We start from the raw sequence: 12,549 nt of genomic DNA on the forward strand, positions 1-12,549 counted from the left end.
CATGACCACCGGCGACGACGCGCCGTCGATGGATGCGATCCTCGCCTCGATCAAACGCATCATCGCCGAAGAGGTCGAGACCGTCCCGACGCAGCCGTTGCGCCGCGTTGGCACGCCCCCCGCCGACATTCTCGATTTGACCGAGGAGGCCGAACCGCTGGTTTCGCCCATCGCCGCAGAATCCAGTCGCGCGCGGCTCGACGCCTTGTCGGCGATGGTCGTCACGGCAAATCCGCACGGGTCCGACACGCTCGAAGGACTGATTCGCGACATGCTGCGCCCGATGCTCGCCGAATGGCTCGACGCCAAACTCCCCGCGATGGTCGAGCGATTGGTGGCGGTCGAGATCGAACGGATTACCGCGCGCAACTAGCCCTGTGACGCGCGTCCCGTTAAGCGGGCGTCGATGAGCGAACTGCCCAAGACTTTCGACCCCGCGGCAATCGAGGCGCGCTGGTATGCCCATTGGGAAAGCACGGGCGCGTTCCGGCCCGCGCGACCCGATGCCGAACCCTTCACCATCGTCATGCCGCCACCCAATGTGACGGGCAGCCTGCATATCGGCCACGCGCTGGACATTACCCTCCAGGATATCCTCGTCCGCCACGCGCGGCTGAAGGGCAAGGACGCCTTGTGGGTCGCCGGGACCGACCATGCCGGCATCGCGACGCAGATGGTCGTCGAGCGCGAAATGGCGCTGAGCCAGCAGAAGCGCACCGATTTCAGCCGCGAGGATTTCATCGCCAGAGTGTGGGACTGGAAGGCGGAAAGCGGCGGGCAAATCACCCGTCAGCTTCGTCGTCTTGGTGCCAGTTGCGACTGGTCGAACGAACGCTTCACGATGGACGAGGGTTTTTCCAAAGCCGTCCTGAAAGTGTTCGTCGATCTGCACCGCGAAGGGCTGATCTACCGCGACAAACGCCTGGTGAATTGGGATCCCGGTCTCGGCACCGCGATCTCCGATCTCGAGGTCGAGACGAAGGAGATCAAGGGCAGTTTCTGGCATCTGCGTTACCCGCTTGAGGATGGCAGCGGCTTCATCAACGTGGCGACTACACGTCCCGAAACGATGCTCGCCGACATGGCGGTCGCGGTGCATCCCGACGATGCGCGCTACACCGCGCTGGTCGGCAAGATGGTGCGTCTGCCGATCACCGGCCGCCTGATCCCGATCATCACCGACGAACATGCCGATCCCGCTTTGGGTTCGGGCGCGGTCAAGATCACCCCTGGCCACGACTTTAACGATTTCGAAGTCGGACGCCGCGCCGGGTTCAAGGCGGGCGAGATGCTCAACATGCTCGATGCCAAGGCGGCGGTCGTGCAGACTTCGGACGGTTTGATCCCCGCCGATTTCCTGGGCCTCAGCGGCGTCGAGGCGCGCAAGCTCGTGGTCCAACGCCTGAAAGGCGAAGGCTTCCTCATCCCCTTTACCGACAAGGACGGCAACGAACACGACGCCGAACCGCGCACCATCCAGACACCGATGGGCGATCGCTCCGGCGCGGTGATCGAGCCGTGGCTGACCGACCAATGGTATGTCGACGCCGCTAAACTCGCCGGCCCCGCGATCGACGCGGTCCGCGACGGGCGGATCAACGTTGTGCCCAAGACTTGGGAGAAGACGTGGTTTCAGTGGCTGGAGAATATCCAGCCATGGTGCGTGTCGCGGCAATTGTGGTGGGGTCACCGCATTCCGGCTTGGTATGCCGACAAACGAGTCGATGACAGGGACGATGAGTGGGACACATCTAAAGCCATCTTCGTCGCTGAAAACATCGAGTCACTGCATCAACAGCTTCGAGATTATTACGGGAGCGAGCCATACGCGTTGTATGACGACGAGCCGAGCCGTTGGGCTGAGACTCCGTCGTTAGAGAATATGACGAAAGTCGCTTTTTATGGGGTTCACCGTGACCCCGATGTGCTCGACACCTGGTTCTCCTCCGCACTCTGGCCCTTCGGCACACTGGGCTGGCCCGAACAGACGCCGGCGCTCGACAAACATTATCCGGGCGATGTGCTCGTCTCGGGCTTCGACATCCTGTTCTTCTGGGATGCGCGGATGGCGATGCAGGGCCTGCACTTCATGAACGAAGTGCCGTGGAAGACCCTGTATCTCCACGGTCTGGTCCGCGCGGCCGACGGCTCCAAAATGTCCAAGTCGAAGGGCAACACCGTCGATCCGCTCGGCCTGATCGACAAATATGGCGCGGATGCGCTGCGCTTCTTCATGGCGGCGATGGAAAGCCAGGGCCGCGACATCAAGCTCGATGAAAAGCGGCTGGAGGGCTATCGCAACTTCGCCACCAAGCTGTGGAACGCGTCACGCTTCGCTCAGGCCAACGGCATCGGCGGCGGCGCATTGCCCGACACGATCGCGCAACCGGTCAATCACTGGCTGATCGCGGAGGTGCAGAAAACCGTCGCCGCGCTCGATCTGGCGCTTGCCGATCTGCGCTTCGACGAAGCCGCGAACACGGTCTACCACTTCGTGTGGGACCGGTTTTGCGACTGGTATCTCGAACTGATCAAAGGCCAGATCGACGACGAAACCAAGGCTGTCGCGGGCTGGGCGCTCGACCGCATATTGGTGATGCTGCATCCGTTCATGCCGTACGTCACCGAGGAATTGTGGCACGCTTTGGCGGAGCGGGATCACGACCTGATCGTCGCAGACTGGCCGGTGGTCGATGCGAAGGCGGTGGACGCCGATGCCGTCGCGGAAATCGAGTGGGTCATCCGCTTGGTTGGCGAACTGCGCGCGGCGCGAACCGAACTCGGCGTGCCGCCCGCGGTGAAGCTGCCGCTGATGGTCAGCAATCAGAGCGCCGCGACCGAACGGGCGATCGATCGCAACTTTGGGATTCTGGCGCGGATGGCCCGACTGGAAGCGCCGGTTCGTGCCGATCCTCCTTCTGGCTCCGCTCAGATCGTTGTCGGTGAAGCGACCTATGCATTGCCGCTTGAAGGCGTCATCGATTTCGCCGCCGAAAGCGCGCGCCTCTCCAAATCCGCCGAGGCCGCCGAAAAGGAGGCCGCCTCGCTCGCCGGTCGCCTCAACAACCCGTCGTTCGTTGAACGCGCCAAGCCCGAGGCGGTCGAGAAAGCACGCGCCGATTATGCCGAGAAATCCGCCGAGGCCGAACGCCTCCGCGCCGCACTGGCGCGGTTGGGTTGATCCTACCCTAATGTTGTCACCCCGGACTTGATCCGGGGTCTATTTGCGCTCCGTTACAGACTGACGGCGAATGGACCCTGAAACGAGTTCAGGGTGACGATTTCTTGTGTATGGAGCGGTCTATGGCCGACAGCGAACTCTCCGAAGAATTGGCCGCCCCACCCCCGCTGCGCCACGGCCAGCGCGACCTGACCGTCGGGCCGATCGCCATGACGCTGATCGCCTTCGCGTTGCCCACGCTCGGCGCGAACGTGCTGCAATCGCTCAACGGGTCGATCAACGCGATCTGGATCGGCAATTTTCTGGGTGAGGCCGCGCTCGCCGCGACCAGCAACGCCAACATCGTCATGTTCCTGACATTCGCGGCGGTGTTCGGCCTCGCCATGGCCTCGACGATCCTGATCGGACAGGCGATGGGCCGGCGCGATCTGGACGCGGCGAAACGCACGCTGGGCACCTCGTTCGGCATGGTTGCGCTGATCGGCGTCGTCACCGCGATCATCGGCTATCTCGCCGTTCCCGCCTTGCTGCGCGCCCTGGCGACTCCCGCCGCCGCCTATCCGCTGGCGGTCGCATATACGCGCGTGATTTTCCTCGGTCTGCCGTTCATTTTCCTCAACGTCCTGCTCTCGAGCGCAATGCGCGGCGTGGGCGATGCGATGACGCCGCTCAAGGCGATGATCCTCAACGTCGCGATCGATGCGGGCCTCAATCCGTTCCTGATCCGCGGCTGGGGTCCGTTTCCCGAAATGGGCATTGCGGGTTCGGCGACCGCGTCGCTCGTCGCCAGCGTCGTCACGACCGGCGTGCTGATCGCCTATCTCTACCGCAAGCGCCTGCCGCTCGCGCTGCGCGGCGCGGAGATGCACTATCTGCGCCCCGACTGGCCGCTCGTCCGAATCATCGTCGGCAAGGGATTGCCGATGGGTTTCCAGATGGTCGTGCTGTCGCTCGGCATGTTGCTGATGATCGGACTGGTCAATCGCCAGGGCGTCGACACCACCGCCGCGTACGGCGCGATCGGGCAATTGTGGGGCTATATCCAGATGCCCGCGCTCGCGATCAGCGCGGGCGTGTCGGCGATGGCGGCACAGAATATCGGCGCGGGCAAATGGGATCGGGTCGAACGCACCGCGTGGGCCGGATCGGCGATCAATCTCGGCATGACGGGTACGCTGGTGCTGCTGATCTATCTGACCGATCGGCCGCTGCTCGGGCTGTTCCTGACCGCCAGCAGCCCGGCAGTGCCGATCGCGGTGCACATCCACAATCTCGCCAGCTGGAGCTTCCTGTTGTTCGGCGTCTCGATGGTGCTGGGGGCGGCAATGCGCGCCAACGGGGCGGTGGCTGTGCCGCTGGTCATCCTGATCTTCGCGATGTTCCCGGGGAGACTGGGCTTTGCCTATGGCCTGTTGCCCAGCCTCGGTGCCGATGCCTTGTGGTGGGCCTTTCCGTTCGGCTCCGCAATCAGCCTGGTCTTGACGACCCTCTATTTCCAATATGGCGGTTGGCGCCGACTGAAGATGCAGGAGAAAGCCGCATGACCTCTTATCCCGCGCTCCGCATGCGCCGAACGCGCTCGGCCCCGTGGAGCCGCGCGCTGCATGCGGAGACGATCCTCGCGCCCCAGCATCTGATCTGGCCGCTGTTCGTGACCGAGGGGCAGGGGGTCGAGGATCCGATCGCCAGCCTGCCCGGCGTGTCACGCTGGTCGGTCGATCGCATCGGCGAGCGGGCTAAGGAGGCGCGCGACCTCGGCATCGGCGTGATCGCCTTGTTCCCGAATACTCCACACCAGTTGCGGACGGCGGGCGGCGAGGAAGCGCTCAATCCGGACAATCTGATGTGCCGCGCGGTGGCGGCGATTAAGCACGCCGCCCCCGAAATCGGCGTGCTGACCGATGTAGCGCTCGATCCTTACACCGCGCACGGCCATGACGGGTTGGTCGACGATGCGGGCTATGTCCTCAACGACGCCACGACCGACGTGCTGGTCGCGCAGGCGCTGAACCAGGCGGCGGCGGGCGCGGACATCATCGCCCCGTCGGACATGATGGACGGTCGCGTCGGGCTGATCCGCGACGCGCTTGAAGGCGAAGGCCATCACAACGTCCAGATCATGGCCTATGCCGCCAAATATGCCTCGGCGTTCTACGGGCCGTTCCGCGACGCGGTCGGTTCGGGCGGGCTGCTCAAGGGCGACAAGAAGACCTACCAGATGGACCCCGCCAATGCCGAGGAAGCGTTGCGCGAAGTCGCACTCGATCTCGACGAAGGCGCGGACAGCGTGATGGTCAAGCCGGGCCTGCCCTATCTCGACATCGTCCGCCGCGTGAAGGAACGCTTCGAAGTGCCTGTCTTCGCTTATCAGGTGAGCGGCGAATATGCGATGATCGAGGCGGCAGCCGCAGCGGGCGCGGGGGACCGCGACGCGCTGGTCCTTGAAACGCTGATGTCGTTCCGCCGCGCCGGATGTTCGGGCGTGCTGACCTATCACGCCGCCCACGCCGCGCGCTTGCTCGGGAAATGATCGAGACCGAACGCCTGGTCCTCCGCGCGTGGCGCGATGACGACCGCGCACCCTTTGCGGAGATGGGGCGGGACCCGCAGGTGATGGCGACGCTCGGCCCGTTGATGACCCGTGAGGACAGCGATGCGGCGATCGACCGGATGATGGCGTATCAGGCCGCACACGGCCATTGCTTCTGGCCCGTCGAACGGCGCGAAGACGGCATGTTCCTCGGCTTTTGCGGCTTAAAGCAGGGGCCGGACGACACACCGATTGCCGGGGAAACCGAAATCGGTTGGCGGCTGCGGTCCGACATGTGGGGCCGAGGCTATGCGCGCGAAGCTGCCGAAGCGACGCTCGCCTGGGGCTGGGCCCATCTCGATCGCAACAGTATCTACGCCATCACCACGCCGGACAACTCGCGCAGCTGGGGGCTGATGGAGCGGCTGGGCATGACCCGCCGCCACGATTTGGATTTCGATCACCCCGGCGTGCCCGACGACAGCCAGCTCAAGGCGCATCTGACCTACGCAGCGAGCCGCCCGCGATGACGTGGCTGATCTCGATCGAGGGCCACACGCCCAAACTCGCCGACGACGTATTCGTCGCCCCCGGATCGCATCTGATCGGCGATATCGAAATCGGTGCCGGTTCGAGCATCTGGTATAATTGCGTCCTGCGCGGCGACGTGAACCGCATCCGCATCGGCGCGCGCACTAATGTGCAGGACGGCACGGTGATCCATGTCGATTCGCCCAAACCGGGAACCGAGGCCGGGCTGCCGACGATCATCGGCGACGACGTGCTGATCGGCCACATGGTCATGCTGCACGGCTCGATCCTCCACGACCGCGCACTCGTCGGGCTGGGCAGCATCGTCATGGACGGCTGCATCATCGAAAGCGACGGGATGCTCGCTGCGGGCGCCATGCTGACACCCGGTAAAGTGATTCGCGAACGCGAATTATGGGTCGGTCGCCCTGCCAAATTTTTGCGCATGCTCAGCGATTCGGAGGTCGCTGGAAATAAGCTGGGCGTCGCGCATTATGTCGAAAACGCCCGCCAGCATAAGGCCGCGCTCGGGCTTTAACGCAGCCGCGCGTCCTGCCGGTCGAGGATTGCCTGAACCTTGGCCTGCGCGGCGGTGAGCGCGGCGGCATCGGCGCTGCTCTCCGCCGCCAGCGCCAGCCGGTCCAGCTCGCTCAACGCATCGAGTGTCGGAATCCGCGCACTTTCCAGCGCCGAAAGCGCGGTCTGCGCCGCCACATACGCCTCGCTGCCCGACGCGGCCGTCAGCCCGCCCAGCGCCGCGCGGTTGGCGGCATAGACCTTAACTTGCGCCGCTTCGCCCGCATCCGCCTGCGCCAGCAACCGCACGATATCCGCCTGCGTCGCGGTCGAAGCCTGCGCCGCCACGACGCCCGCGGTTTCGCCCGGCGGATCGTCAATCCTGACCTTCTCCGCCGCCCGCGGTAACAACGATGGCGGTGGCGGACCCGAAGGCGTACAGGCGGCAAGGATGATAGGCAAAGCAAGCGCGACGCGGTTCATAACCTCGCCCTAACGCGCTGCACGGGGTTGCGCCACCGCGCCATTCCCGATACCAGCCGCCGCTCTGCGCGCCCGTAGCTCAGCTGGATAGAGCATCAGACTACGAATCTGAGGGTCGGACGTTCGAATCGTTCCGGGCGCGCCAATTCTTCTGCGATTGACCTTGGCCGGGTCCGCGTCCTAATTCGGGACGGGGGCGGACCATGCTCGACGGCTTGAAGCGACTGCGATTGTTGTTGCCGCTGGCCGCGCTCGTCGGGCTGGCCGCGCCGTGCCTCGCCGCCGACACCAATCCGCACATCGTTCTTCAATCCAGCTCGGAGGCCGAAAGCGCCGTCGAGGCTGCGGCTTGGACGCCCGACGGCAAATACGTGCTGACGGTGAACGGTTTTGCTCGCGCCTTGGTCATCTGGGAAGCGGCGACGGGGCGCGTGATCGACCGCACTTTGCTCCCCGCCGACGCCGACGCCTGGTTGAACGGGATGCTGCAAGTGCAGGGTATTTCCGTATCGGCGGATGGCCGGACGGCGATGGTCCGCGGCACCGGCGTCGACGTCAAATTCGGCGATTTCCCGGTGGAACGCGACTATCAGGTCGACTTACGGACGCGGATCGCGACCGTATTGCCTCGCGGCAAGGCGCTAGCCGCCAGTGGCGGTGCGCTCGGTTTTGCCGCGCGTCAGGCAGCGCTTGCGACGATCTTCGAACGGGGCACGGAGATGACGCTGGCGGCGGCGGAGAAGGCCTTGCCGCGCCTGCCCCGATCGCCCGACGGTAAGCAGGGCCTCAAACGCACCGAGGAGGGGTTGGCGATCGTCGGCCCGGGTGGGCGCACGCTGCTCAACGACAATGCGCTCGGTTTCGCCGATGCTGATCTGGCACCCGACGGCCATATGCTGGTGACGGTCGAGCAGACCAAGAATGACGAAGGCGGCGGCAAGGTTTCGACGACGGTCCTGCGCTACGACATCACGGCGGGGCGGTTCCTGCCCGATCTCGACGTTCCCGGCGTGTATGGGACGGTTCGTTGGCTCGATGATGCGCGTATTCTGGTCGCGACCGGTGCCGCATCACAGGATCGCGACAACGAGGACGCCGACGACAGCGCGCCACTGTCGCCCTCGCTCGTCATCGATACGGCGAGCGGCAAGACCGTCGCGACGCTGGCCGGACGTTGCTACATCGCCCCCATCGTCGGCGGCTTCGTCGCGGCGGACGCCGGAGCCTGCCGTCACGGGGTCAAGGGTGGCACCACGGTGCTGGTCAGCGACGGCGCGACCTGGCGCCCGCTCAAACTCGCGGATTACGCTGGCAAGACGATCAACGGCATTGCGGCGTCGCCCGACGGCAAGCTCGCTGCCATTATCCTAGTCACCGGCGTCAACCAGAGCATCCTCGTCGTGGTCGATGTCGCCACCGGCAAGACGGTGGATGAATTGTCCTTCGGCAAGGATCAGAAGGTGGCGGTGATCATGAGCATGGCCTTCACCCCCGACGGAAAGCAGCTGATCGTCGCGGCCAATGGCGGCGCGGTGGCGTGGAAATTTGGAGAGGGGCAACCGCGCGAAGTGATGCTGACGACCAGTGTCCCGCAATTGATGGCTACCGACGGCACGACCGTACTGATGTCGTCCGTAATCGACTCTCGGATCAACCGCGCCAATCTCGTGACTGGCGCGGCACTGCCGCCGATCGAGCTCGCCAACGCGGTTGCTGGCGGCTTCCTGCCCGGCAAGCCGATCTTCTGGTCGGCCTCCGGGGTCAGCGGCATCCGTCTGTGGAACACGCGCAACTGGCAGCCGATCCTGACGCTGTATCCGATCAACGGCGGCGATTTCGTCGCGGTCACGCCCGATGGCCGCTACGACACCAATCTCGGCCCCGATGCGTCGCAGTTCCGCTGGATCGTGCCCGATGCGCCGTTCCAGAGCCTGGGACCACAGACCTTCATGCGCGACTATTTCACGCCGCGTCTGGCCGACAAGACGGTCAGGTGCACCGTGGCAAACGATTGTGCGAAGGTGTTGCCGCCGCTGCCATCGCTCGCCAGCCTCAACCGCGTGCTGCCCGCATTGAAGATCGTCTCGGTGGACGAGACCAAGCCCGGCTATGCCTCGGTCTGGGTCGAAGCACGCGACGTTACGCAACCGGATGCCGCCAATGGCAAGACGCGTTCGGGCCTGTACGACGTCCGCCTGTTCCGCAACGGGCGCTTCGCCGACCATAACCCGGTCGAGACGAACGAGGTTCTGCACCAGAATCTGGCCGATTGGCGCCGCCTCAACGGCTTTGCCGGGGGTGCCGATGCCAATGGCGTGAGCAAATTCTACTTCGAGGTGCCGCTGCCGACCGGTGCCGGGCAGGGCAAGCAACTCTTCACGGCCTATGCCTTCAACGAGGACCGGGTGAAAAGCGACACGGCGCAATTCGAATTCACCGCCAAACCCCGCACGCCGCGCCAGCCGCGGGCCTATATCGTGACGGTCGGCATCGACGATTATGACGACCCGCGGCTGAAGCTCGATTTCTCGGTCGCCGACGCGCATCTGCTGTTCGAACGCTTGGCCGTGATCCCGGGATACGAGGTTCATCGCCTCGATTTGACCAGCACCCCGACACGACGGGTGACGCGCGAAGCACTGGGGGCGGCATTCGGGATTATGGCCGGGATCGGCGAATTACCCGAAACTAAAGCCGCACTGAAGGACTTCGACACCTCGGGCATGGCGCAAGCGACGCCCGACGATCTCGTCATCATTAGCTGGTCGGGACATGGCTGGGCCGATCCGCAAGGCGATTTCTTCCTCGTGCCGAGCGACGCGCGATGGCCCGCCGACGGCAAACCCGACGTCGGCAGCCTTATATCCGCCGCCGACCTGACGATGCTGCTGCGCGATGTGCGCGCCGGCGAAATCGCCTTCGTCATCGACGCGTGTCACTCGGGTGCCAGCGTCGACACGGCGGCTTTCAAACCCGGCCCGATGGGCGATCCCGGCCTCGGCCAATTGGCTTACGACAAGGGCATGCGCATCCTCGCCGCGACCCAGGCGAGCGATCTGGCGATCGAGGATGCGCGCGTCGGGCAGGGGTTGTTGACCTACGCGCTGGCCGGTGAGGGCGTGACCGCCACTGGCGGCAAGGCCGACCTCAATCACGACGGCCGCATCACGCTCGACGAATGGCTGCGCTATGCGGTGCAGCGCCTGCCCTCGCTCAGCGCCGATGTGACCCTCGGCAAGCTCGCCAGCGCGCGGGGGTTCGATCGCGGGCCGAACGCGCCGGTCGCCAAGGCACAGGAGCCCGCTTTGTTCGACTTTACCGGCGAACCCAGCCCGGTGGTCCTGCGCACAGGCATGAAATGACGCGGCTGCTGATGGCCCTTGCCGTGCTGGTATCGACGCCCGCCGCCGCCACGATCCGCGCGCTGTTCGTCGGCGTGAACCAGTATCGCTATTCGCACACGCACAATCCGGACGGGCAGTTCGAAGACCTCAAAGGCACGGTCAACGACGTCACACACATCAAGGATGCGTTGCGGACGGCCTATCAACTCGACCTCGACCGCCCGGACAAGGGCTGCGTGTCGCGCAACGCGGTCTCGACGACCCTGACCGACGATTGCGCCACGCGCGCCGCGCTGATCGACGAGCTCGACGCGCGCATTGCGCAGTCCGCGCCGGGCGATACGCTGTTATTCTATTATGCCGGGCATGGCGCGACGGTGCGTGACGATGTCGAGCACGATCAGGCGTCGGGCTATGACACCACCATCCTGACCACCGACGCGCGCCAGCCCGGTGCGGATGCGAGCGCGGAAATCCTCGACCGCGATATCGGCGCGATCATCGACCGCGCCACGGGGCGTGGCATCAACGTCGTGACGATCTTCGACAGTTGCTATTCCGAAAGCGGCACGCGCAATTTCGGCATCAACACCCCCGAAGGACGCGCGCGCGATGCACCGAAGCTGATCGGCACGGCACAGTCGATCCCGCTATCCGCTTTGCCGGCAGCAGGGTCGCAGGCCGTTCAGGGCTATCGCGTCCACCTCGCCGCCGCGCGCGAAAGCCAGAAGGCGCGCGAAACCGGGCAGGGCAATGCCGTCTCCGGCGTCTTCACGACGCAATTGGCCGCGACGTTGCTCGACCTGCGCGGGGCGACCTTCGACGACATCCTTACCGAAACCCGCCGCAAGGTCGAGGAGGTCGGGCAGGGCAGCCAGAGCCCGCGCGGCAGCGGTGCCCTGACCGCGCGACTGGGTGGTGCGGTCAGCCATGTCACGGTGCTCGATGCCGCGTCGGATGCGACCGGCGTGACCATCTTCGGGGGGCGGCTTTCGGGTGTGACCGTCGGTTCGCGCTTCGCCGTATTTGCCGGGTCGAGCCAGGCGGTGAGCGACGCCGCGCCGCTGGCCACCGGCAATGTCACGACGGTCACGCCGGCGACCGCCACGCTGTCTCTCGACAGCGGCGCGCCGGACTTGCCGAAGCGGCTGGTCGTGCGCGAGCTTCAGCATGCCTTTGGCACCCGCGCGCTGACGATCCGCAATCTCGCGCCGCCCGCCGACCGCGCCTTCGTCTCGAAAGCGATCGCGGACGGCCGCGTCGCCACCGAAGCCGAGCCCGCCCAATTGATGATTAAGCAGGGGGTTCACTCGCCGACGGTGAGCCTGGTGACGGTCGGGGGACAAGTATTGGCGGACCTCGGTCTGGCCGCCGATCCGCGCTTCTCCGCGATCCTTGCGCAGGAGGCCGGCAAGGTCGCGCGTGTCAACGATCTGATCGGACTGCGCACCGCACCCGACAGCGCGCAGCTCGCCTTCTGCATCAGCAACGACATGGATTATGATTTGATGAGCTGCCCGCCATTGGAGACGGGCAAGCGCCGCCAGATTTTCGTTCGGCAGGACGCGCGCCTGACGGTACGCAACCTGACCGACCGCAAGCGCTATGTGTACGTCTTCGGCATCGACGAGAAATTCGGCGTGGACCTGATCCTGCCCGAGGGCGCGCAGGCCGATCCGATCGATGTGTCGCGGCCGCTCACGACGCGTCTGCCGCTCAGGCCGACCAGCGCGGGACCCTATCGGTTCGTGACCGTCGCGACCGATCAGCCGATCGACGCGGCGGCGTTTCAACAATCCGCGACCGGTGCGCGCGGTGGAAATTCGTGCGCCAATGCCTTGCAGCGCGCGCTGTGCGCGGTGATGCAGGGCACGCGCGATCCCGATGCCCCGAAAGTGGGTGACTGGACCGCGATCGTCACGGACGTCGATGTCATGGGGAAGGCACCCGAATGAAGCATTGGT

At 65.2% G+C, this 12,549-nt stretch carries 9 protein-coding genes and 1 tRNA gene; 9 read left to right on the plus strand and 1 reads right to left on the minus strand.

Annotated elements, in window-relative coordinates:
* Nucleotide 1: 1 nt before the first annotated feature.
* The 6 genes from ACM9ME_RS11285 to ACM9ME_RS11310 all read left to right on the plus strand — a co-directional run bounded on the left by ACM9ME_RS11285 (nt 2) and on the right by ACM9ME_RS11310 (nt 6,780).
* The gene (locus ACM9ME_RS11285) at nt 2–373 is read left to right on the plus strand and encodes a PopZ family protein (RefSeq protein WP_415643565.1); all 372 of its coding nucleotides are present in this window, start codon (nt 2–4) and stop codon (nt 371–373) included.
* A gap of 33 nt (nt 374–406) precedes the next feature.
* Entirely contained in the window at nt 407–3,181 is a 2,775-nt protein-coding gene (locus ACM9ME_RS11290; RefSeq protein ID WP_415643566.1) for a valine--tRNA ligase, read from the plus strand.
* A gap of 122 nt (nt 3,182–3,303) precedes the next feature.
* Nucleotides 3,304–4,725 (plus strand): MATE family efflux transporter, encoded by a 1,422-nt coding sequence (locus ACM9ME_RS11295; protein ID WP_415643567.1) that lies wholly within the window; start codon nt 3,304–3,306, stop codon nt 4,723–4,725.
* The gene (hemB, locus tag ACM9ME_RS11300) at nt 4,722–5,711 is read left to right on the plus strand and encodes a porphobilinogen synthase (protein ID WP_415643568.1); all 990 of its coding nucleotides are present in this window, start codon (nt 4,722–4,724) and stop codon (nt 5,709–5,711) included. Before ACM9ME_RS11295 ends, hemB begins: the two co-directional genes overlap by 4 nt.
* On the plus strand, nt 5,708–6,241 hold the full coding sequence (locus ACM9ME_RS11305) for a GNAT family N-acetyltransferase (protein ID WP_415643569.1): 534 nt from the start codon (nt 5,708–5,710) through the stop codon (nt 6,239–6,241). Before hemB ends, ACM9ME_RS11305 begins: the two co-directional genes overlap by 4 nt.
* Nucleotides 6,238–6,780: a gamma carbonic anhydrase family protein gene (locus ACM9ME_RS11310; protein ID WP_415643570.1), complete on the plus strand. Its 543-nt coding sequence runs from the start codon at nt 6,238–6,240 to the stop codon at nt 6,778–6,780. The genes ACM9ME_RS11305 and ACM9ME_RS11310 overlap by 4 nt, the downstream gene beginning before the upstream one ends.
* On the opposite strand, the gene ACM9ME_RS11315 is transcribed toward ACM9ME_RS11310, so the two are convergent.
* Entirely contained in the window at nt 6,777–7,241 is a 465-nt protein-coding gene (locus ACM9ME_RS11315; protein WP_415643571.1) for a hypothetical protein, read from the minus strand. The two genes, ACM9ME_RS11310 and ACM9ME_RS11315, sit on opposite strands and share 4 nt — an antisense overlap.
* Nucleotides 7,242–7,309: 68 nt before the next feature.
* On the opposite strand from ACM9ME_RS11315, the gene ACM9ME_RS11320 reads away from it, so the two are divergent.
* From ACM9ME_RS11320 to ACM9ME_RS11330, 3 genes are all read left to right on the plus strand, one after another.
* Nucleotides 7,310–7,386 (plus strand) — tRNA-Arg (locus tag ACM9ME_RS11320).
* A 58-nt stretch (nt 7,387–7,444) separates the two neighbouring features.
* Entirely contained in the window at nt 7,445–10,603 is a 3,159-nt protein-coding gene (locus tag ACM9ME_RS11325; RefSeq protein WP_415643572.1) for a hypothetical protein, read from the plus strand.
* Nucleotides 10,600–12,540, plus strand: a complete 1,941-nt coding sequence (locus ACM9ME_RS11330) for a caspase family protein (RefSeq protein WP_415643573.1) — start codon at nt 10,600–10,602, stop codon at nt 12,538–12,540. The genes ACM9ME_RS11325 and ACM9ME_RS11330 overlap by 4 nt, the downstream gene beginning before the upstream one ends.
* The last annotated feature ends 9 nt before the right edge of the window (nt 12,541–12,549 follow it).

Source organism: Sphingomonas antarctica (genome assembly GCF_965137005.1).
In the GTDB taxonomy this organism is placed as follows: Bacteria; Pseudomonadota; Alphaproteobacteria; order Sphingomonadales; family Sphingomonadaceae; genus Sphingomonas_O; species Sphingomonas_O antarctica.